This window comes from Halomonas sp. TG39a (assembly GCF_000744395.1).
Lineage (GTDB): Bacteria > Pseudomonadota > Gammaproteobacteria > Pseudomonadales > Halomonadaceae > Vreelandella > Vreelandella ventosae_B.
In genome coordinates this window covers 2,266,126-2,288,005 of sequence record NZ_JQLV01000001.1, presented here as the reverse complement: position 1 = coordinate 2,288,005, position 21,880 = coordinate 2,266,126, and the positions used below count along the sequence as shown (strand labels likewise).

Below are 21,880 nucleotides of genomic sequence, written 5' to 3'. Positions count from 1 at the left end.
GCGCTACCTCTTAATGCAGGAATCAATAGCCGCCTCACAGGCGCCCCTCCTCAACAGCGTGGCACGCGACACGGGTTCCGTCATCCTGGGTTTGCAGTACGGGAATCTCTTGCTTGCAGCGTGTGTTGGCATGGGGGCAACGGCCATGGAACACGCAGCCGCTGGGTAGATTAACCGGGGTCGGCACTTCGCCGGTTAGCCGAATATGCTGGGGGCGGTCGTCCTTCAAGCGCGGAATCGCCGAGAGCAGCGCCTGGGTATAGGGGTGGCGCGGCTTTTCAAACAGCGTTGCCGTGGTAGCAATTTCACACACCGTGCCTAAGTACATCACTGCCACGCGGGTACCAAAGTGCTCTACAACGGCTAGATCGTGGGTGATAAACAGATAGGTCAGGTTGCGCTCTTGCTGGGCTTCCATTAGCAGGTTGAGCACCTGGGCTTGAATGGAGACGTCCAGTGCGGAAATGGGCTCATCGGCAACGATAAACTCAGGGTCAACGGCCAGGGCACGGGCAATGGCGATACGCTGGCGCTGGCCGCCGGAGAACTCGTGGCCAAAGCGCTTACCCCAGTCCGGGTCGATACCCACCGAGCGCATTACCTCTTCCACCTTGTCGAGAATCTGCGGCCGTTTCCAGTCAGGGTGGTGCAGACGCAGCGGCTCTTCCAGGGTTTGCTGAATCGTCATACGCGGGTTGAGCGACGCATAGGGGTTCTGGAAGATCATCTGCATGCGCTTGCGATACGGCAGTAGCTGGCGGGAGCTTAAGTTATCAATGCGGTTGCCGTCGTAGCGTATCTCACCTTCAGACGGGGTTAGCAGCCCCATCACGGTGCGTGCCACGGTGGACTTACCGCAGCCTGACTCGCCCACCACACACAGCGCTTCACCGCGTTTGATATCCAGGTTGACGCCGTTAATTGCGTGAACGTGCTCCTGGTGGCGTACCAATTTGCCGCCCTTAAAGCGCAGCTGATCTAGAAAATCCCCGGAGAGAGAAAAACGCTTTTTTAGATCGCGAATTTGCAGCAGCGAATCAGCGCTCTCTTCATTCTGCGTGTGAGGAGCGTTAAGCGTTTCTGCCTGTGCACTCATAAGGTTTCCTCTTTCAAACGGCGATCTTCGAGCATTTCAGCGACCATATGACACGCCACACGGCAGTTGCCGGATTCAACAAATTCAGGCACCTGCTGGGTGCAGGCGGGGCGGGGCTGACCATCGGCACGATTGATGAAATCGCAGCGCGGATGAAACGCGCAGCCGCTGGGGAGGTTGGAGAGCGATGGCATGCTGCCGCGAATCTGATTGAGCCTTTCGCCCGGCGTTGCCATTTGCGGCAGGGCGTTGATTAACCCCTGGGTATAGGGGTGCTGCGGGTCGTTAATAATTTCCCGGGTTGGGCCTTGCTCAATGACTCGACCAGCGTACATAACCAGCATGCGCTGGGTGACCTGGCTAACCACGCCCAGGTCGTGGGTGATCAGAATCAGTCCCACGTTATGCTGCTCGCAAAGGTCCAGCAGCAGCGCCATGATCTCGGCCTGGATCGTCACGTCGAGTGCCGTGGTGGGCTCGTCGGCGATAATAATGTCCGGGTCGAGCAGCAGCGCAATGGCGATAATAATCCGCTGACGCATACCGCCGGAAAGCTCGTGAGGGTATTGATCCAAGCGCGTATCCGGCGAGGGAATTTGCACCTGACGCAGCTTGTCCAGGGCAATCGCGCGAGCCTCTTTGGAAGAGATGCGTCGGTGCGCTTTTAAGCACTCGACCATCTGCTCGCCAATGGAGAGCACCGGATTCAGTGTCATCATCGGGTCTTGAAAGATCATTGAAACGCGATTGCCGCGCACTTTTCGCAGGCCACGTTCAGACATGCGGTTAAGCACCTGGCCGTCAAACGTCACCGTGCCACCGGCGATAAAGCCGGGTTTGGCAATCAGGTTGAGTAGCGAGAACGCGGCGACGGATTTACCCGCGCCGGACTCACCGACAATGCCCAGGCGCTCACCACGCTCAAGACTGAAACTAATATCGCGCAGGGCGTGTACGTCACCTTGGCGCAGCGCAAAGCGGACATCGAGGTTGTTGACTTCAAGTAGTGCCATGGTGTCCTCAGCCTTTGTAGAGTCGTGGGTTCATGACATCACGCAGCCAATCGCCGAGTAGATTGATCGACAGCACCAGCACCACCAGTACGGCACCCGGAATCAAGGTGATCCACCAGGAGCCGGACTGGATATAGTCAAAGCCTGATTTGATCAATGAGCCCAGCGACGGGTGCGTCTCTGGCATGCCCAGCCCCAAAAACGACAGTGCCGCTTCAGAGATAATCGCGTTGGCAATCTGCACGGTGGAGATAACAAAGATCGGCGACATGGTGTTGGGCAGCACGTGGCGGAACATAATCCGTTTGCTGCGTAGCCCCATCACTCGGGCAGCATCAACGTACTCTTTGTTTTTCTCTGCCAGCACCGAGGCGCGCACGGTGCGCGCATATTGGGGCCATTCGGCCAGGCCTATAATCAGGATCAGCATCATCACCGCGTACTGGCTATAGAAGGCGCTGCCCATGGTTGCTTTAACCAGGGCACCCACCACGATAGCTACCATTAAGGTCGAGAAGGAGAGCTGAATATCTGCCAGGCGCATCAAGATAGAGTCAACGCGTCCGCCCAGGTAGCCTGCCATGAGGCCAAAAGTGACCCCCAGCAGTGCCTGCAAAATAACCGCGCCGAAGCCGATCAGTAGCGAGACACGGGTGCCATACAGCACCACCGACCACAAATCGCGCCCCTGAGCATCGGTGCCCAGGGCAAAGCGCTCGTCGGCGCCGTTGATCCAGAAGGGCGGCAGCTCGGATGACATGATGTCGATCTGAGAGAGATCATAAGGGTTCGTAGGCGCCAGCAGCGGTGAGGCAAAAGCTGCGATCACCATACAGATAAACACGGCCAGGCAGAGCTGGGCAGTGTAATCACGTTTAAAGCTGTACCACATATAAGAGTCGCGTAGGCGTGCCCAGCGGCTGGGGGTGGCGCTCGCGGAGGAATTCGTTGTCGTACTCATGCGGGCTTCCCAGTCAGTTTAACGGTGGGGTTCACGAAACCGTAGATCAGATCCACAATCGTATTGGTGACCACAAAAATAACCCCGACAATCATCAGGTAGGTCACGATCAGCGGGATATCGGCGCGGTTAATCGCGTCTAGGAACATCAGACCCATCCCCGGCCATTGGAAAACGGTTTCGGTCAAAATGGTGTAGGCCACCATGGTGCCGATCTGCACGCCGCCCACGGTAATCACCGGCAGCATGGTGTTCTTTAGGGCATGCACGAAATAGACCCGGCGCATCGAAATGCCTTTAGCACGGGCATACTTCACGTACTCCGACTGCAGGACTTCCATCATTTCGGCGCGAATCAGGCGGATAAACAGCGGTAGCATGATAGAGGCTAGCGATACGGCCGGTAGTACTAAGTGTTGTAGGCCATCCCAGGTGGCCAGATTGGTATCCCAGTGACCCACCACATTGACCAAGTCATTGCCACGCCCAAAGGAGGGCATATTGCCTTGGGTAGAGAAGAAGTCATTGAGCCACGCACCCCAACCGGTACTTTCGGGGAATAGCGTAACGGTGACGCCAATGGCAAAAATTTGAATCAGTACAATGGCGGTCAAAAACACCGGAATCGAAATACCGATGATTGATATGCCCATAAACAGTCGCGATATCGGCGAGCGTGGCTTGATTGCGCTGTAAACCCCTATGGGTACTGAGAAAATCACAATAATTAGCGTTGCCGCAAATACCAGTTCCAGGGTGGCGGGTAAATGGCGGGCGATCACTTCTAACGCCGGCTCGCGGTAGAAGTACGAGTAGCCAAAATCACCTTGCACGGCATTTTTGGCAAAGCGGACGTACTGCACCAGAAACGGGTCATTGAGGCCAAAACGCTCGCGAATTTCCGCACGCTCACTTTCCGGCACAGACTGGCCGACCATCTGCTGTATAGGGTCACCCAGGTTATCCTGAATGGCGAAGGCCAGCACGCTGATGACAAACATCACCAAAATCGCGTGCATCAGCCGCTTGATTAAAAAGGCAATCATGGCGTACGCCACCTATGTGAAGGGTTCATCAAAGGGAGTAGGGGCATGTAATACAGAGTTCTCAGCAGCGCGAACCGCCATGCAAAAGGCTTCGCCCCCTAAACGCTTAGGGAGCGAAGCATCCTTGCGGTTAACTTACTTGCCGTTAACTCTCAGGCGGTTAATGCTGCAGTGACTCTGTTAATTTAATGCTTAGTCGTCACTGCGATTAATCACCAGGTCACCCAGGTAGGGGAAGTCAAGAGCATTTACCACAGGCTCAATCTCAATGCCATCGGCGGCAGCGTAGGCAAGGTTCTGCCAATGCAGCGTGATGTAGCCGACATCTTCGTAGAGCATGGCTTCGGCTTCACGCAACATTTCGTTGCGTTTTTCCAAATCGGTTTCGCTGTCGGCTTCGGTGACCAGTGCATCGATCTCTTCGTTGCAGTAGCCACCGTAGTTGTACTGGCCCGCACCGGTTTCTTCATCAATGCAGAAGGAGAGGTATTGGAAGAAGTTAGCGGTGTCTTCAGTGTCAGCGTGCCAGCCGATCATCGCCATATCGGATTGGCGTGTATCGTACTCCGGCCAGTACTGCGCCAGCGGCATGGTACGCAGGTCAACGTCAATATTGATCTGTGCCAGCATGTTGGCGACCGCTTGGGCAATCTGTGCATCGTTTACGTAACGGTTGTTAGGGGCGATCATCTCAACGCTGAAGCCCTCTTCGTAGCCCGCTTCGGCCATCAGTTCCTTGGCGCGCTCAATGTCGTAGCGAGGTGTCAAATCCGGGTTGTGGCCGGAGTAGCCCTTGGGTGAGAACTGCCCCGCTGGTATGGCGAAACCACGCATCAAACGATCGGCAATGGCTTCCTGGTTAATGGCCAAATCAACTGCTTGACGAACGCGGGCGTCCTGGAAGGCTTCAACGCGCTCTTCGTTCATTTGGAAGCCAATGATACGGGTACCGTCAACCTCTACCAGATTGACACCATCGGCCTCGCGTACGCGATCCAGATCATTGGGCGGTACGGCATCAATAAAGTCGACGCCGCCGGAGAGCAGTGCGGCAACCCGTGAGGCATTCTCAGCGATGGGCGTCAGTACAATGTTGGAAACATTGCCTTCGCTTTCGGTATCCCAGTAGTCTTCAAAACGTTCTAAATCGACCCGTACACCCTGGCGGCGGTCAGTCACCATGAACGGGCCGGTGCCTGAAACGTTGCGCGAAGCAAAGGAGTTGCCCGCTTTAACGATTTCCGCTTTGTCGTTGCCGCCGTCGGTTTCACCGCTATAGAACTCGCTATCCATCGGGAAGATGTAGGTAGCCAGGTTGAGTAGCAGCGGGTAAGGTTCGCTGGTGACGATCTCAACGGTGTAGTCATCAACCGCTTCAGCGCTGGCCACCGGCTCAAAAATAGCGCGGTAATCGGGGCTCTCTTTTAGACGCTCAATGGTCCATACCACGTCTTTGGCGGTGAACTCGTTACCAGAGTGGAAGGTAACGCCTTCACGCAAGGTCATGCGCATGGTGGTTTCGTCGACCTGCTCCCACTCGGTGGCTAAGCGTGGCTCAAACTCAAAGTCTTTTGTCCAGCGTACCAGCGGGTCAAATGCCATATGAGAAAAGCGCAGCACGCCGCCAGATAGCTGTTCGTGGAGATCCAGCGTTTCTGGGTCAGCGGTGTAGCCAATGCGCAGGGTTTCAGCGCTTGCGGTCATCGGCAGTAATGTCGTACCCGCTACCACTGCACCAACAACGGAAGCCAGTATGGTTTTCTTGAGCGTCATTATCGTTCCCTTAGGTCATTGTTTATTGTTCGTTTTGCCGGCATTTACCTGGTTAGAAGTATGCTTACAATCAGGTAAGCGTCAGCAAAACAGACACGGTCAGTTGGTAAGCTCTATTTACAACACAAGCATACAACCTAGGCTTACAACATAGAGAGTGCCTATCGCGTCATACAATCGAAATAATGACAGGCATCATTCGTCTGCTGAATGATGGGGCTAAGAGCGGCACGCTGCTGGCTTTTTTTAAGACGAAAGTCGTAAGCAAAAAGCCATGCATAACAGGACGGAAAAGCATTATGTGGAAACAAGTTGGGATAGCGTTGTTGGCTGCTTGGCTACCTACAAGCGGTTTTGCCACAGAGCTAAGCGGTTCTGAGCCAAGTACTTCTGAACCCAGTACTTCTGAGCACGCGGCGCCTGAAATCACAGGGGCGCTGGATGGTGAGCGACGCGAGTGGTTTGTGCTAAGTCAAGGTAGTGACTCCAACGCATCCTTTGTTGAACTGGGCGACGATATCAATATTGATATCACGGGCTCAGTTGACGATGAAGTATGGGAAGGCGAGGAGGCGCTCTCTATTAGCCTGTCCATGAACGCAGAGCAAATGATCAATGCGGTTGTTATGTATTCCATTGGCGCTTCTATTGTCCCCCCGCTGTACACCTCTGAAGGCGGTGAAGTGGCCATAACGCTGACGCGCTATGAACGCACCAGCCAAACGGTGCACGTGGCGGGCAGAATAGAAGGGATACTGGCGTTGCAAATTGAGCTGGGTGAACCGTCAAACCAGGCAGAGGGCATCGAGATTGACGTGGCGTTCGATGTAGAAGCACAAAAAGTAGAGTTTTAATCCAGCAGGCCGGTTTTTGCCGACCTGCTGAAAGCGCTTAGCAGCCAGTTTTTGTACAAAGATTAGCCAAACTGCTGGTGTAACCAGGCATTAATAGTGTCCGATTCGTACATCCACTCTTCACGCCCATCGTCGTGGGTGATTTTCAAGCAGGGCACTTTGACTTTCCCGCCCCCTTCCTGCAGCGCCTGTTTATGCGCAGGGTCAAGCTGGGCATCGCGTCGTTCAATGTTCAGGCCTAAGCGTGCCATTTCTTTGCGCACCTTGATGCAAAAAGGGCAGGTGCGAAATTGGTATAGTGCCAGCTTCTGGCAGGCTTGATCCACGCTAGCTTGCTCTTCAGGCGTACGCTCTACGGACTTGGGTGTGGAGAGCTTCTCGGAGACCAGCATGACCGGGGTAAGCACCAGACGAAGACCACGGAAAAAATAGCGAATTAAAACGCGCATCGAAAGACTCCTTTGCTGATGTGTCGGCTTACACCAGCGTGACGAGTGGGAAGGAAGTGATAGCCACTATTCATAAACAGTGGCCGCATCCTGCAACAACTGGAAGGATTTGTCACTTGAGCGGCGTTTTGCCAGCGTTTATAGCGATGAGGTGATGAGCAAATTGCGTCAACATGCTAGGCTAGTCAGCTATTTTTACGCCATTTTTTGGCTTTTAGTGAATGAGTTTACGGGCGATTAACGGGGCGAGAGCCATGCATCTGCATATTATGGGTATCTGCGGCACCTTTATGGGTAGCCTAGCACTACTGGCGCGTGAAATGGGGCACCAGGTGAGTGGCTCTGATCAGAATGTGTACCCACCGATGAGCACCCAATTGGCTGATGCGGGCATCACTTTAATGCAGGGCTACCATGCCGAGCATCTGTCGCCATCACCGGATCTTGTTGTGGTGGGCAATGCGCTGTCACGGGGCAATGACGAGGTTGAAGCGCTACTCAACAGCGGTTTGCCGTATACCTCGGGTGCGCAGTGGTTGGCGGAACACGTACTGCCTGGTCGGCGGGTGATTGCGGTGGCAGGTACTCATGGCAAAACCACCACCGCGAGCGTATTGGCTTGGCTGTTAGAAAGTGCAGGGCTAGCGCCTGGGTTTTTAATCGGCGGGGTGCCGCGTAATTTTGGCGTGTCGGCGCGTTTAGGTGATCCGCAAGCGCCGTTTGTGGTCGAAGCTGATGAGTACGACACCGCCTTCTTCGATAAACGTTCCAAGTTCGTTCACTACCGCCCGCATATCGCCATCCTCAACAACCTTGAGTTTGACCACGCCGATATCTTCCCCGACCTGGCCGCTATTGAGCGCCAGTTCCACCACCTGGTGCGGTCTGTGCCCAGCCAGGGCCACTTGCTAGTCGCCGATCAGCAGCCCGCGCTTGAGCGTGTATTAGAACAGGGCGTTTGGACGCCGGTAGTCCACTTTGGTGACCAGGACGCGTCCGAATGGCAGCTTAAGCTAGAGCGTGCCGACGCCAGTCGCTTCCAGGTCATTTATCGCGGTGATAAGCAGAGCCAGGCGGTGAGTAGTCAAGAGCAAGATGGGGTCGTTGAGTGGCCGCTCACCGGCGAGCATAACGCCCGCAATGCGCTGGCAGCGCTGGCAGCAGCCCATTGGTGTGGGGTGGATTTAGCCCGTGGCTGCGCGGCGCTGGCGCGTTTTGAAACGCCCCGGCGGCGCCAGGAAGTACGCGGTGAGATCAATGGCATCCAGGTCATCGATGATTTCGCCCACCACCCCACGGCGATTGCCGCCACGCTCAAAGGGCTGCGTGCAGCAACCACTAAAGGCCGCCTGCTGGCGGTCATTGAACCGCGCTCTAATACCATGCGTTTAGGCGCACTGCGCGAGCGGCTAATGGAGAGCGTGGCAGACGCTGATGGCGTGTTCTGGTTTCAGCCCGCCGGGCTTGACTGGTCGATGGAGGAGCTGGTCGCCAGCCAGGGCGCGCACGCCCAGTTGTTTAGCGAAATTGAGACGCTGGTGGCGGCAGTGGTCACTCAAGCGTCACCGTTAGATCGCATTGTGGTGATGTCCAACGGTGGCTTTGAGGGGGTGCATGAACGGCTGCTGGCCGCCTTAGCGATAGCCAAAGAGGGGAAAGCGTGACAGATAGAGCAGATGCAGCGTTTAAAAAGCCGATTACCGTGGCGCTCACCGGCGCTTCGGGGGCGCAATACGGTTTACGGCTGATCGATGTATTAGTCGCCGCGGGCCATGAAGTGTGGGTTATGATTTCGAAAGCTGCACATATGGTCATTGCCACGGAAACCCCTTTTTCGTTACCCGCACAGCCCCAGCGTTTAGCCGAGGCGCTGAGTGAGCGAAGCGGGGCGCGGCCCGGTCAGATTCGCTGTTTCGGCCGCGAAGACTGGATGGCGCCGGTGGCGTCAGGTTCCGGTGCGCCCTCTGCCATGGTGGTGTGCCCGTGCTCGACCGGCACGCTTTCAGCCGTGGCCACGGGGGCCAGCAATAACCTGATTGAGCGGGCGGCGGATGTGGCGATTAAAGAGCGCCGCACGCTAGTTCTGGTGCCCCGGGAAAGTCCGTTTTCACCGATCCACTTGGAGCATATGCTGGCATTGAGCCGTTTGGGTGTTGTGATCTTGCCCGCTGCACCTGGGTTTTATCACTGCCCACAAAGCATTGATGATCTGATTGATTTTATTGTGGCACGGATCCTTAACCAGTTGGGTATCGAGCATACGCTGGTACCTCGCTGGGGAGAGGTCGGTGACGCTGCAGCCGTTAAGGATGACTGAGCTATGATGTCGTGGGCTACGCTCTCGGTTTTTGTGCCAACGTTTCTGTTTGTCTCGCTGACCCCCGGTATGTGCATGACGCTCGCCATGGTGCTGGGCATGACCCAAGGCGTTAAACGTACGCTGTGGATGATGATTGGTGAGCTGCTAGGCGTTGGCTTGGTAGCTGCAGCCGCTGGCGCAGGCGTGGCGGCGTTAATGCTGCGCCAGCCCGAGCTGTTTGTGCTGTTTAAGTGGGTGGGCGGCGCTTACCTGGGCTATTTGGGTATTATGATGTGGCGCTCCCGCGGGCGCATGGCGATTCCCAGTGAACTGGATGCGGGCCCTCCCGCAAGCCCCCTGCAGCTAGCCATGCAAGGGTTTGTTACCGCAGTGGCGAACCCCAAAGGGTGGGCGTTTTTTATGGTGCTGCTGCCGCCCTTTTTGGATAGTAGCCGCCCATTGCCAGGGCAGCTCAGCCTGCTGATCGCGGTCATCTTGACCATTGAGTTTGCCAGCATGCTGGTCTATGCCACTGGCGGAAAAACGCTGCGCAGTGTGCTCGGCAAAAGTGGCAATGTGCGCTTGCTTAATCGCATCGCTGGCACGCTGATGATTGGCGTTGGTTTGTGGCTGGCGCTGGGATAGATGGCCTCTACACCGGTGGCAACAGCCCGACGCGTGCGCTGATAAGCGCGAGTGAGGCGATGCTGAGCAGAAGCCATGGGCAGGGGCGCATTGAAGGGCGAGGCTGTTGCTGCCAGTGCAGCAGCGTAAGTGCGCAGACGACCAGACCCAGTAGCGCACCGCCCACCAGGTCACTGAGCCAGTGCACGCCCACTACCAGTCTTGATAGGGCCATGGGCAGGGCAAGGGCTAGGGCAATCCAGTAAACCCAAAAACGTTTTTGTCGGGGCATCTCGGCAGCAACGAATGCTGCGGTAAGGCCAAATAACACCACGGCAGTTGAGGTATGGGCGCTGGGGTAGGAGAACGACCCGATCAGGTAGTCCGGTGTGTCTGGGCGCGCGCGCCCAAACAGGCCTTTACCGACAGTGTTCAGCAAGGCGACGCCGGCAAAAGCGCCACACCAGTGCAGCAAGGCCGCCCATCGCTTAGTCACTAGCATCCACATCGCCCAGGGAAGTATTAAGGCGATAATGCCCAGGGTGTCACCGATGCGCGCAAAAATATTCCCCGCCAGATAAGTAAAATCACTTTGCAGCCGGGTGAACAATTGCTGAATAAGCAGATCCATTTCCAGCGGGCCATGGTGAGCGATGACCAGCAGTGTCCAGCCCGACAGGCTGCCTAGTGCGATGACCAGCAGTAGTAGGGAGGCCAATGGAACATCACCGCTTTGGCTCATGGCGAGCCATGGTCTGCGTAGCAGCGGAACACGGCGAATGCTTCCGGCAATCGCCCGGTAAAGTCGCCCATGCCGTGTCGCCTGGTGTCGGCCCCAGGAAAAAATGACCGCGAGCACGACAATGATCGCGGCAAGGGTTAGTAATGCCGCCTCTAAGCCTGGCGGAAGGTTTAAATGGTGCTGCCAGGTACGGCCCAGCAAATAGCCGGGCAGCACATAAGCAGGAGCCCACAGTGCTGCAGAGGTGACGTTGGCCCAAACAAACGTCCGTGGTGACATCCGCATCATGCCTGCTACCAGCGGAATAATAGGCCGCACTGGGCCGACAAATCGGCCGATAAACACTGACCATATGCCATAGCGTTCAAAGAATCGCGCCCCGCGGCCTAACCATTCGGGATGCTGCGAAAGTGGCCATCGCTGTGTGACCTTTTCTCTATGCTTAAAGCCCAACGAAAAGCTGATCCCATCGCCTAAAATAGCGCCTATAAAAGCGGCGCCGATTAACCACGCCAAGCCAATATCCTGGTGCCCCGCCAGGGATGCAGCGGTAGTGATTAACACCACTCCCGGCACCAGTAACCCCACTAGGGCAAGTGATTCTACCAGTGCAATCACCAATACCAGGCAGACGATTAGTGGAGGTGATGGCGTCAATGAGTGGAGCATATCGACTAGCAGCACTGAGTACTCCGGCAGCAAGTAATAGAAAGTGATAAAAGCGAGGCCTAGACGTTGGCAAGGGCCGTGCCGCGGGCTACCAGGCGCTTTAGGTAGGGCTCAAAGTGTTCCGTACGGCTGGGTAAGCAGGCGGCAATGCGTGCTTCCAACTGACCGGTCTCTACCAATACACGCTGAGAGAGTGCTCGCTGCAAGCGTTCGCGTACCAGCAGGGCGCCGCTTTCACTGGTGTCCGGTAGCACAAGCCAAAAAGTCGCGCTGTCCGCGCGGCCAAGCACGTCATGGTCGCGACAACGGATATTGACTTCACTGCACAGCGCGCCCAGTAGAGCTGTTTGGGCGCGATGTCCAAACTGCTCTTCTGCCATATCCAGCTGAGGTAGATGTAATACCAGTACCGCCAGTTGCTGATTGAGCATGGCCGCGCGTTGAAATTCGCTGTGTAAACGCTCTTTTAGCGTGTCAATGTGATAGGCCTCGCAGTCGCTGTCGTTAGGGTCAGTGGCGCGCAGGAGTGCGCGTCGACGGGCGTGTTCCCAGCGGGGGAGCGCGAGCAGTAGCGTTAAGGCCGCATAGCCAACGATAATCGCCGGTGGCGCGGCGGCGACTGAGGGGAGCAACCACCATAACGGTCCAATGGCAATATTAATCAGTAACGCGGCCCATAGCGGCAACAGTAAAAAGGCGGCGGTAATCGGCAGGCCTAGCCAAATAGGCGACACCTGGGGCTGATAATAGAAAGCGCCCAATACTACCGAGTAGGTGCCGCAAAGTAGAATAATACGCGGTAGGTAGCTTTTAACGCCTTGCCCGATATGCATTAGCAGGGCTGACAGCAACAGCAGGGTCATAAAGGTGGGAATCAGCAGGTCGCGATAATCGCCCATGGCATATAGCCATAGCGCGTAGCCCACCATCAGCGCGATGCTGGCGGTATAAGCAAGCGTCATTAACCGCTTGGGGATGTGGTGCTCGATCATACCGTCTCCCGCACCCGCTCAGTCGGTAGCTTGCTGATCTCATGCACCGACAGCGTTGCCGGTTCGATATCGATTAGTTCAAGGTGCTCACTAGTGATATTGTCGGGTAGATTGGTGAACAGTAGACGGCGTCGCTGGGAAGCTTCCTTAGGTGAGCGGGCGAGAATTAACGTCACCAGCGTTGTGCTGCTTAAGCGGTAAACATTTTCAAAATCATAGGTAAGCTCGCACAGTTTTTGCGCCGTTGGCCACAGTTGGTGGCGTTTTACATGCAGAATAAACAGTTCTGCATGAACGCCTTCGCGCTCGCAGCGCGTTTGTTCCCGGGCGATATCGCGTAGCAGTTGCTCGCCAGCCCATAGGTTAAGACCCGGAATCAAGCGCAGGCGATGACGAATCGAGCCGTTGATATCGATAAGCTGCTGCGCTCTGGACAAGGCCAGCAGGCCAAGTACCAGCAGAGCGCAAATCAGCAGAATAAATGCTGGCGCGTCCAACTCAGGCGCTACCATGACAGCGCTAACCAGCGCAGCGCTGAGATTGAAAGCAGCTACCCAGTTATTTTGTGGCAGCATCAGCATCGCGGCCCACGACCAGATTAAGATGCCATGGCGTTCTGGGCGGCGGCGATTAAGCCAACCAGCAGCGCACCCGGTACAATTTGCCATGGCAAACCCCGTGAGCGGCGGTGGCTAAAATCAAGCATTAGCGCGGTGATAAATAGCCAGCCGACGGATAGCCACAGCACTAGCGCCGCAGCGGGTGGCGTGGCAGGTGTCCATAATGCCAGGGCAACGGCAGCGGCTAAAAGGTTGGCTCGTAGCAGGCTGATTTTGTACTTGCTTTGCATGGTGACTTACTATTCGTCCTGAATAACCAGATGTATCCCATCAAGTAGGGTAATTGTAGGATATTTAACGTACACGACCCACATTAGTGCCTTAAGCGTCCTGAGTATAACGGCGAAATGGCGTAATATAAGCAAAACGTTTAAATCGGCGACACTCGGCTAATTAAAAAATTAAAGCACCCTTCTGCACGGAGACACTATGAGCGCTTCAACACCGTTCCAAGACGAGGCACATCAGCACTTATCTGCCGGCAATGTGCCCGCCTATATGCAGGCCTTGGGGCAGGCGGCCCGGCGCGCAGCCAGCGAGCTGCGTCGGGCGGATACTGGGTTGAAAAACCGCGCTTTAATGGCCATGGCACAGCGCTTGGCAGAAGCGCGTGGGCAAATACTAGCCGCCAACGCTGAGGATTTACAGCGTGGCCGTCAGAATGGGTTGGAGAGCGCGCTGCTGGATCGTTTAGCCCTCGACGACGCGCGTATTGACGCCATGATTGAAGGGCTGCAGCAGGTGGCGGGCCTGCCCGACCCGGTGGGCGAAATTGGCGATATGCGCTATCGGCCTAGCGGCATCCAGGTGGGCAAAATGCGCGTGCCGTTAGGCGTTATCGGCATTATTTACGAGTCGCGCCCCAATGTGACGCTGGAAGCCGCCAGCCTGTGTTTGAAATCGGGCAACGCCTGTATTTTGCGCGGCGGGTCGGAAGCCCGTCAGTCAAATGCCGCCATTAGCGCCTGTATTCAAGCGGGGTTAGCTGATGTGGGTCTGCCTGCCGGGAGCGTGCAGGTCGTCGCCACCACTGATCGCGCAGCGGTGGGGGAAATGATCAGCATGCCGGAATATGTCGATGTGATTATTCCGCGCGGTGGAAAGTCACTGATTGAGCGTATTAGTCGTGATGCGCGCGTGCCCGTTATTAAGCATCTCGACGGCGTGTGCCATGTTTACATCGATACCACCGCCGATCCCGCCAAAGCGTTAGCCATCGCCGTTAATGCGAAAACCCATCGCTACGGCACCTGTAATACCATGGAAACGCTGCTGGTTGATGCACCGATTGCGGATCTGCTATTGCCGGAATTGGCCCGTGCCTACGCCGAACATGAAGTTGAACTACGTGGTTGCCAGCGCACACAGGCGCTGTTGCCACAGGCAGCCGCCGCCGAAGAGGCGGATTGGTATGCCGAGTATTTGGCCCCTGTGCTGGCCATAAAAGTGGTCGATGGTATCGACGAGGCGATTGCCCACATTGAGCAGTACGGCTCTCACCACACGGATGCGATTGTCACCCAGGATTATTCACTGGCGCGCCGCTTTATGGCGGAAGTTGATTCCAGCTCCGTGATTGTTAACGCCTCGACCCGCTTTGCCGATGGATTTGAGTACGGGCTGGGCGCCGAGATTGGCATTTCCACCGACAAGCTTCACGCCCGCGGCCCTGTTGGGTTAGAGGGGCTCACCACGCAGAAATACGTAGTCTTTGGTGACGGTCAGGTGCGTGAATAGGGTGTTGGTATGAATAGAGAGCTGGTATGAGTCAAACGGAGCAACGTATTGGCATGTTAGGTGGCACCTTTGACCCTGTTCATTTGGGTCATTTGCGCAGTGCGGTAGAGCTGCATGAGGCGCTGTCGCTTGATCGGCTGCATATGATACCCGCCCAGCAGCCGCCGTTACGTGGGCAGCCCCAGGTTTCCGCACAGCAGCGTCTGAGATTGTTAGAAGCGGGCATCGCGGGCACCCCGGGGCTGGTCGCCGATGACCGCGAACTGCGCCGCGATGGACCTTCTTATAGTGCCGATACGCTGGCCGAGCTGCGCGCCGAATACGGTGAACAGGCGCGTTTGGTGATGGCGATTGGGGTTGATGCTTTCTTACGACTCGCCCAGTGGCATCAGCCAGAGCGCCTGTTTGAGCTTGCCCACCTGGTGGTGATTGCCAGGCCTGGCTATGGCGATGCGCTGCCGGCATCATTAACGGAACTGGTGGAGCATCGCAGAGTCGATAGCGTAGAGGCATTAATGCAGCGGCCCTACGGAAGCTACCTACCGTTGGAACTGCCATCGTTGATGGCGATCTCTGCGACCTACATTCGTGAGTGTTTGGAGGCGGGTAAAAGCGTGCGCTATTTGCTGCCAGACCCCGTCGAACAGGCCATTGAGCAGGGCGGTCTTTATCGATAGCGCGAATAGCGCTGGCAGTCATCAAAGAAGCCGTTACAATGGCCGGCTTTATTGACCGATTAACCAATAAGGTTGTCTTTAGGAGTCATGCACATCGATACATTGAAAAATCTAGCGGTTGACGCGCTAGAAGAACTGAAAGCACGTGACATTACGCAGTTGGATGTCGCTAAATTAACCGAGGTTACCGACCTCATGTTGATTGCCAGCGGCACTTCAACACGCCATGTGGCGGCGCTGGCACAAAACGTCGTGGAAAAAGCCAAGGCCGCAGGGCTTGGGCCGCTGGGCGTTGAAGGTGGCGATAACGCTGATTGGGTGCTGGTTGACCTGGGCGATGTTGTTGTCCACGTAATGATGCCTGAGGCACGCACTCTCTACGACTTAGAGCGCTTGTGGGCCGACCTACCCAGTGACTCGGGTGCCATTGGCGAGTCCCTTGAGCGCTTTCAAGAGCGAGCCGGCATGTCATGAGGATCCGGCTGTTGGCGGTGGGAAGTAAAATGCCTGGGTGGGTAGAAGAGGGCGTCGATACTTACCGCAAGCGGCTGCCAAGAGATTTTAATCTCGAGATAGAAGAAATTGCCCTTGGCCAGCGTGGTAAAAATGCCGATATCGCGAAAGCGCGTGCCCAGGAGGCACAGCGTATTCGCGATAAGCTGCGTGGTGACGAATACATAGTTGCCCTGGAAGTCAAAGGTAAGCCCTGGACCACCGAACAGCTGGCGCAAGAAGCCGATGCCTGGCGCATGGCTGGGCGCGATATCGTCTTGCTGGTGGGTGGGCCTGATGGTCTTGAGCCTTCGCTCTCTGCGAAGGCTGATAAAACGTGGTCGATCTCTCCGTTAACGCTGCCACACCCGCTGGTGCGGATTATGCTGGCCGAGCAGCTCTACCGCGCCTGGACACTACTGATAGGTCATCCTTATCACCGCTAACGGCTGACTGAGACGGTGAGCGATCACTGTTGTAGCCTGCTGTGCCCTTTGTTTGATTTGATTGTTTGATTTGAGAGTCATCGTTGCCATGCTCAAGCGCCCCAACACGCTAAAAAACTCCGAGCAAGAACTGCGTATTTTTCGTGTTAGAGCGTTGCTGGCGGTGTTAGTGGTGCTGACGCTTGCAGGTCTGCTTACGGGACGCCTAATCTATTTACAGATCGTTCAGCATGATATGTACAGCACGCGTTCCGAAAATAACCGAGTGCGCGTTGAGCCGTTACCGCCCAATCGTGGCTTGATCTATGACCGTAACGGCGTGCTGCTGGCTGAAAACCGGCCCACTTACAACCTTACGTTGGTGCGCGAGCGTGTCGATAACCTAGATGAAACCCTGGCGCTGTTGGTCGACCTGCTCGAACTGCCTGAAGAAGAGATTGAGGCGTTCAATGTGCGTTCTCGCCAACGCCAGCGCCCCTTCCAGCCCGCGTTACTCACCAGTGACCTAAGCGAAGAGCAAATTGCCCGCCTTGCAGTAAACCGCTACCGCCTGCCTGGCGTTGAAATAGAGGCTCAGCCGCTGCGTTTTTATCCCGATGCCGAAATCATGGCGCATACATTGGGCTATGTTGGGCGGATCAATGCCGAAGAGATGGAAACACTGGATGCGGGTCGTTACGCGGGTACCCACTTTATCGGTAAAACCGGTGTTGAGCGCTTTTATGAAGAGGAGCTGCACGGTCAGGCAGGCCTGCGCAAAGTAGAAACCAACGCCCGAGGCCGGGTATTGCGGGAGCTTAGTCGAACCGACCCGGTGCCAGGGAAGAACCTGACCTTAACGCTGGATAAGTCGCTGCAGACGCTGGCCTATGAATTGCTGGATGGTCGTCGCGGTTCTATCGTGGCTATTGCGCCAGCAACGGGTGAAATTCTTGCCATGGTATCGACGCCGGGGTTTGACAGTAATCAGTTTGTCACCGGAATTGATGTCGCCTCCTACCGCGGCTTGCAGCAAGACCTTGATTTGCCCCTTTTTAACCGTGCGACACGTGGTCACTATCCGCCGGGTTCTACCATTAAGCCCTTCCTGGCGCTGGCCGGTTTGGTCGAAGGGGTTATCACCCCAGACAGTACCATCAACGATCCTGGCTATTACCAATTACCCAATGATTCCCGCCGCTATCGCAACTGGTTGCGATGGGGGCACGGGCGGGTAGATTTAGAACGCGCTTTAGCGGTATCTAATAACACCTATTTTTATACCCTTGCGCACGATTTAGGCATCGATGATTTACATGATCAAATGAGCAATTTTGGTTTTGGCCAGCGTGTAGCCCATGACGTGCAGGGCGAGAGCGGCGCGTTAATGCCTTCGCGAGATTGGAAGCGTGGGCGTTTTAACCAGCCCTGGTACCCCGGTGAAACCCTCTCGGTGGGGATCGGGCAAGGCTATTGGCAAGTGACGCCTCTTCAGCTGGCCAGCGCTACGGCAACCCTGGCCAATCGCGGCCACTGGGTGAAGCCGAGGCTGGCCCGTGAAATTGGTGATACTCCCGTCCCGCATGATCTGCCGGATACGTTAGATGATATTCAACTAGCCAACGACAGCTGGTGGGATCGAGTTTTCAGCGGCATGGAGAAAGTCATTAGCGGCACGGAAGGCACTGCACGTCGCACCGGTGTGGGCCTTGAGTACCGCATGGGCGGTAAATCGGGGACAGCGCAAGTCTTTTCGCTCGGGCAGGATCAGCGTTACAACGCCGATGAGCTGGCTGAACGGTTACGTGACCATGCACTATTTATGGCCTTTGCGCCGCTGGAAGATCCTCAGATTGCCGTGTCTGTCATTGTCGAGAACGCCGGCGGTGGCAGTACCCACGCGGCCCATTTGGCCCGTGCAATGACTGATGCCTGGTTACTTGAGGATGAGGCTCCTGACGTCGAGGAAGTGCGTGAAGTGTTAGAGGAAGATGATGCCAATGTGGAGGGTAACTAAGCCATGCCTTGGCATTACATAGCCCGCTCGATGCGTGGTCACCCTGTACGCCCGCCCGAAAGTGGCATCGCCCGGCGCAAAAGTATTTGGGAGCGGGTCCATCTTGATCCCTGGTTGCTTGGCTTGCTGCTACTGCTCATGGGAAGCGGGTTAGTCGTTCTGTACAGCGCGTCCGGTCAATCCATTGATGCGGTGATAGCCCAGGGGGTGCGCTTTTGCATTGCATTGGTGGGAATGGTCATTATTGCCCAATTTTCTCCGTCTACCTTTCTACGCTGGGCGCCGCTGGCCTACGGCGTTGGCGTCGCCATGCTGGTGGCCGTTGATGTGGTCGGCGATGTGGGGATGGGGGCGAAGCGTTGGCTAGAGATTCCTGGGGTGATTCGTTTTCAGCCATCGGAAATGATGAAACTGGCGGCCCCGTTAATGGTCGCGGCCTATCTTAATCGCTGCGAATTACCGCCGCGCCTGCGCGATATTGTGGTGTGCGGGGTCATCATTGGCGTTCCTGTGGTGCTAACGGCGATCCAGCCTGATTTAGGTACCTCTTTGCTGGTGTCTAGCGCTGCCCTGATTGTGGTGCTGCTGGCGGGCTTGTCGTGGCGTTTAATTGGCTTTATTACCGCGTTGGGGGCGGCGGCTGTGCCGCTGCTGTGGATGAATATGCATAACTACCAGCGCCAGCGGGTGTTGACGTTTCTAAACCCTGAAAGCGACCCGCTAGGCTCTGGTTGGAACATCATTCAGTCGACCACGGCCATTGGCAGTGGCGGGCTATGGGGCAAAGGTTGGCTGCAGGGTACCCAGTCACAGCTTGAGTTTTTGCCTGAACGGCACACGGATTTCATCATTGCCGTCTTGGGTGAAGAGTTTGGCCTGGTGGGTATGTTGGTTCTGTTGTGCCTGTATTTATTAATTGTTAGCCGTGGACTTTGGATGGCGAGCACGGCTAAAGACACCTTTGGTCGTTTGGTGGCGGGCAGTATTATTTTGACGTTTTTTATTTACGTGTTTGTCAATATGGGCATGGTCAGTGGCATTCTACCTGTAGTGGGCGTGCCGCTGCCGTTGGTCAGTTTCGGCGGCACCTCAAGCGTGACCTTGTTAGCGGGTTTCGGTATTCTCATGTCGATACATGCGCATCGTCGGCTGCTGTCGCGCTAGCGACATTGCCCTGCTCAAACGCCTTTGTTGCTCGTCAATGGAAAGCTCAGGCATGGATGAATTCTGGAATGAATAGCTCAGGAGTGGAGAACCAATGAACAAGGTGCAAGGGAAGACGAGCTGTTATGTGTTGGCCGCGCTGATGTGTTGGGTAACGACCGCGGCGTTTGCCGATCAGGACTTTGCACCCCAACAAAATGCTGACAGTCAGGCGCTAATGGAAGAGCTGGTCGAGCAAGGCCTGCCTCAAGCTTGGCTCGAAGAAACTCTGCAACAGGCGAATTATACCCAAAGCGTGCTAGATGCGATGGAAGGGGCCGCTGAGCGCCGCCTAAAATGGCATGAATACCGCGCTATTTTTCTGACTCAGCAGCGTATTGACGAAGGCGTAGCGTTTATCGACGCGCATGCTGACGCCCTGGCGCGAGCGGAAAGCACCTACGGCGTACCCGCTGAAGTGATTACCGCCATTATTGGCGTTGAAACCTACTATGGACGGCACAAAGGCGAGCATCGCGTGTTGGACTCGCTGGCCACGCTGGCGTTTCATCACCCGGCGAGAGGGGCCTTTTTTCGCGGCGAGCTAGCGGCCTTTTTGCGCATCGCCTATGAGCAGCAGGTCGACCCTACCGAGCAGCGGGGCTCTTACGCGGGCGCCATGGGCTACCCACAGTTTATTCCCACCAGTTATCAAGCTTATGCCGTCGATTTTGACGACGACGGACGGCGGGATCTTTGGGAAAATCCGGTCGATGCCATTGGCAGCGTTGCCAATTACTTTGCCGAGCACAACTGGCAGCCGGAGGGTAATATCTACCACCAGGCCAGTGGGCCCGACGTCATGCCAGCTGAACTTCTGCAGGAGCTCTCTTTTAATCAAACATCGCCTCCCGCGGTGAGTGTTGCACAGTTGGCCACGCATGGGCTTGAGCCTGACGAGCCACTCGATGATAGTTTGCGGGTGGTGCCCCTGGCGCTTGAATTCGCCGATGGGGAGACGCGTTACCGGTTTGGCGAGTATAATTTTTATGTGATTACCCGCTATAACCATAGTCACCTCTATGCCATGGCCGTCGCTGAGTTGGCCGAAGCGATTGCCGAACGGCACGATAAGCTACACGAGGACGGGGCATGAAAAGCAAACTGACGATGACCCAGCGAGCGGGCGGCGCGATTGCCTTATTAGCGCTGGTCAGCGGCTGTGCTAGTAATGATACTCAGCGAGTAGACGCGCCCAGCTCCGCTAATCAAGCGTCAGCACCTGCTCCAGCGGCGGCCAACACTAGCGGTGGACGCTATGCCATGAGCGGTGACGCCTACCCGCTCGAGCCACCGGATGTTGCCAAGGTGCCTGACGCTGAGCCACGTATTGAGCAGCCTTCCCGTGCAGGCAATCGATCAACTTATGAAGTGTGGGGTAAAACCTACCACGTGCTGCCAGATGCAACGGGCTATGAGAAACGCGGTACGGCATCCTGGTATGGCGAAAAATTTCATGGTTACGCAACGTCAAACGGTGAAATCTACGACATGTATAAAATGTCGGCGGCGCACCGTTCGCTGCCTCTGCCCACCTTTGCGCGGGTGACTAGCCTGGATACCGGGAGATCGGTCATCGTCCGAGTGAATGATCGTGGTCCCTTCCATAGTGACCGGGAGATTGATCTCTCCTACGCTGCCGCTGCACGCCTGGGCTTTCTCGATAATGGTACCGGATCCGTTAAAGTTGAAGCGATCAACCCTGAGCAGTGGCTAGCCGAACATGGTGGGGGTGGCAACGCTGCTCCTCAGCCAAGGGCATCCGAACAAGCAAGGGTATCTGAACAGGCACGGCCATTGGCTGCAAACACTCCCCGTGAGGCTGATCGCCCAGCGGCGCCTACAACAGATTCGGCCGCTCCATCGCCACAAGCACCAGCACCTCAGTCGCCGCCAAGCCAAGAAGAAGCAGGCGACGCTGTGTATTTACAGATTGCGGCGCTGGGTAATTCTGAAGGCGCTCAGCAGTTGCAGCAGCGTTTGCAAGGTGAGCAGCCCCACGCGGTGCGCATTATGAGCGACGCTGACGTTTATCGTGTTCAAGTGGGGCCCATCGCTCCAAGCCAAGAACCTCAAGCGCGAGAAACACTGCGCCAAGCAGGGTTCCCCCAGGTCTTTGTTGTGCGATAATTCACCCCCTGTTTATTTCCTGTGGCGCGTCTTACGCGCCACCGTTTTTTACAAATAAGCT

At 56.0% G+C, this 21,880-nt stretch carries 20 protein-coding genes and 1 pseudogene; 12 read left to right on the top strand and 9 right to left on the bottom strand.

The window, feature by feature from the left end; translation table 11 throughout:
• Window positions 1-34: 34 nt before the first annotated feature.
• The 5 genes from U738_RS10230 to U738_RS10210 form a co-directional block, all read right to left on the bottom strand.
• On the bottom strand, window positions 35-1,096 hold the full coding sequence (locus tag U738_RS10230) for an ABC transporter ATP-binding protein (RefSeq protein ID WP_035579892.1): 1,062 nt from the start codon (window positions 1,094-1,096) through the stop codon (window positions 35-37).
• Entirely contained in the window at window positions 1,093-2,109 is a 1,017-nt protein-coding gene (locus tag U738_RS10225; RefSeq protein ID WP_035579890.1) for an ABC transporter ATP-binding protein, read from the bottom strand. The genes U738_RS10230 and U738_RS10225 overlap by 4 nt, the downstream gene beginning before the upstream one ends.
• A 7-nt stretch (window positions 2,110-2,116) precedes the next feature.
• Window positions 2,117-3,070: an ABC transporter permease gene (locus tag U738_RS10220; protein ID WP_035579888.1), complete on the bottom strand. Its 954-nt coding sequence runs from the start codon at window positions 3,068-3,070 to the stop codon at window positions 2,117-2,119.
• Window positions 3,067-4,116 (bottom strand): ABC transporter permease, encoded by a 1,050-nt coding sequence (locus tag U738_RS10215; RefSeq protein WP_035579886.1) that lies wholly within the window; start codon window positions 4,114-4,116, stop codon window positions 3,067-3,069. The genes U738_RS10220 and U738_RS10215 overlap by 4 nt, the downstream gene beginning before the upstream one ends.
• 192 nt (window positions 4,117-4,308) lie before the next feature.
• On the bottom strand, window positions 4,309-5,889 hold the full coding sequence (locus U738_RS10210; RefSeq protein ID WP_035579883.1) for an ABC transporter substrate-binding protein: 1,581 nt from the start codon (window positions 5,887-5,889) through the stop codon (window positions 4,309-4,311).
• A gap of 299 nt (window positions 5,890-6,188) precedes the next feature.
• Between U738_RS10210 and U738_RS10205 the strand changes: the two genes are divergently transcribed.
• Complete coding sequence (locus U738_RS10205; RefSeq protein WP_035583423.1) at window positions 6,189-6,743, top strand: hypothetical protein; 555 nt, start codon at window positions 6,189-6,191, stop codon at window positions 6,741-6,743.
• A 62-nt stretch (window positions 6,744-6,805) separates the two neighbouring features.
• Here the strand turns inward: U738_RS10205 and U738_RS10200 are convergent, their stop codons facing one another.
• Entirely contained in the window at window positions 6,806-7,192 is a 387-nt protein-coding gene (locus tag U738_RS10200; RefSeq protein ID WP_035579881.1) for a glutaredoxin family protein, read from the bottom strand.
• 254 nt (window positions 7,193-7,446) lie between these two features.
• Here U738_RS10200 and mpl point away from each other — a divergent pair, with 254 nt between their 5' ends.
• From mpl to U738_RS10185, 3 genes are read left to right on the top strand one after another with little or no spacing between them, the layout of a single operon-like run.
• The gene (mpl, locus tag U738_RS10195; RefSeq protein WP_035579879.1) at window positions 7,447-8,856 is read left to right on the top strand and encodes a UDP-N-acetylmuramate:L-alanyl-gamma-D-glutamyl-meso-diaminopimelate ligase; all 1,410 of its coding nucleotides are present in this window, start codon (window positions 7,447-7,449) and stop codon (window positions 8,854-8,856) included.
• Window positions 8,853-9,509 carry a flavin prenyltransferase UbiX gene (locus tag U738_RS10190; protein WP_035579877.1) on the top strand — a complete coding sequence of 219 codons (657 nt, stop codon included), beginning with the start codon at window positions 8,853-8,855 and terminating at the stop codon, window positions 9,507-9,509. Before mpl ends, U738_RS10190 begins: the two co-directional genes overlap by 4 nt.
• Before the next feature lie 3 nt (window positions 9,510-9,512).
• Window positions 9,513-10,136, top strand: coding sequence for a LysE family translocator (locus U738_RS10185; RefSeq protein ID WP_170938522.1), 624 nt, complete (start codon window positions 9,513-9,515; stop codon window positions 10,134-10,136).
• Window positions 10,137-10,143: 7 nt separating this feature from the next.
• Here U738_RS10185 and U738_RS10180 read toward each other — a convergent pair whose 3' ends face one another.
• The 3 genes and pseudogenes from U738_RS10180 to U738_RS10170 all read right to left on the bottom strand — a co-directional run bounded on the left by U738_RS10180 (window position 10,144) and on the right by U738_RS10170 (window position 13,368).
• Window positions 10,144-11,541 carry a bifunctional DedA family/phosphatase PAP2 family protein gene (locus U738_RS10180; protein WP_035579875.1) on the bottom strand — a complete coding sequence of 466 codons (1,398 nt, stop codon included), beginning with the start codon at window positions 11,539-11,541 and terminating at the stop codon, window positions 10,144-10,146.
• A gap of 44 nt (window positions 11,542-11,585) precedes the next feature.
• Entirely contained in the window at window positions 11,586-12,518 is a 933-nt protein-coding gene (locus U738_RS10175; protein ID WP_035579873.1) for a diguanylate cyclase domain-containing protein, read from the bottom strand.
• Window positions 12,515-13,368, bottom strand: a pseudogene (locus U738_RS10170) (hypothetical protein). Before U738_RS10170 ends, U738_RS10175 begins: the two are co-directional and overlap by 4 nt.
• 199 nt (window positions 13,369-13,567) lie before the next feature.
• On the opposite strand from U738_RS10170, the gene U738_RS10165 reads away from it, so the two are divergent.
• The 8 genes from U738_RS10165 (at window position 13,568) to U738_RS10130 (ending at window position 21,819) form a co-directional block, all read left to right on the top strand.
• The gene (locus tag U738_RS10165) at window positions 13,568-14,875 is read left to right on the top strand and encodes a glutamate-5-semialdehyde dehydrogenase (protein WP_035579871.1); all 1,308 of its coding nucleotides are present in this window, start codon (window positions 13,568-13,570) and stop codon (window positions 14,873-14,875) included.
• Window positions 14,876-14,901: 26 nt separating this feature from the next.
• Entirely contained in the window at window positions 14,902-15,552 is a 651-nt protein-coding gene (gene nadD, locus U738_RS10160) for a nicotinate-nucleotide adenylyltransferase (protein ID WP_035579869.1), read from the top strand.
• An 87-nt stretch (window positions 15,553-15,639) separates the two neighbouring features.
• Window positions 15,640-16,026 carry a ribosome silencing factor gene (gene rsfS / locus U738_RS10155; RefSeq protein WP_007112938.1) on the top strand — a complete coding sequence of 129 codons (387 nt, stop codon included), beginning with the start codon at window positions 15,640-15,642 and terminating at the stop codon, window positions 16,024-16,026.
• On the top strand, window positions 16,023-16,490 hold the full coding sequence (gene rlmH / locus U738_RS10150) for a 23S rRNA (pseudouridine(1915)-N(3))-methyltransferase RlmH (RefSeq protein WP_035579866.1): 468 nt from the start codon (window positions 16,023-16,025) through the stop codon (window positions 16,488-16,490). Before rsfS ends, rlmH begins: the two co-directional genes overlap by 4 nt.
• 88 nt (window positions 16,491-16,578) lie before the next feature.
• Window positions 16,579-18,486 carry a penicillin-binding protein 2 gene (gene mrdA, locus U738_RS10145; protein WP_035579862.1) on the top strand — a complete coding sequence of 636 codons (1,908 nt, stop codon included), beginning with the start codon at window positions 16,579-16,581 and terminating at the stop codon, window positions 18,484-18,486.
• A 3-nt stretch (window positions 18,487-18,489) separates the two neighbouring features.
• Window positions 18,490-19,650: a rod shape-determining protein RodA gene (gene rodA, locus U738_RS10140; protein ID WP_035579859.1), complete on the top strand. Its 1,161-nt coding sequence runs from the start codon at window positions 18,490-18,492 to the stop codon at window positions 19,648-19,650.
• A gap of 94 nt (window positions 19,651-19,744) precedes the next feature.
• Window positions 19,745-20,785, top strand: a complete 1,041-nt coding sequence (gene mltB, locus U738_RS10135; RefSeq protein ID WP_035579858.1) for a lytic murein transglycosylase B — start codon at window positions 19,745-19,747, stop codon at window positions 20,783-20,785.
• A complete protein-coding gene (locus U738_RS10130; protein ID WP_035579855.1) occupies window positions 20,782-21,819 on the top strand; it encodes a septal ring lytic transglycosylase RlpA family protein in 1,038 nt (345 codons plus the stop codon). The genes mltB and U738_RS10130 overlap by 4 nt, the downstream gene beginning before the upstream one ends.
• Window positions 21,820-21,880: the final 61 nt, after the last annotated feature.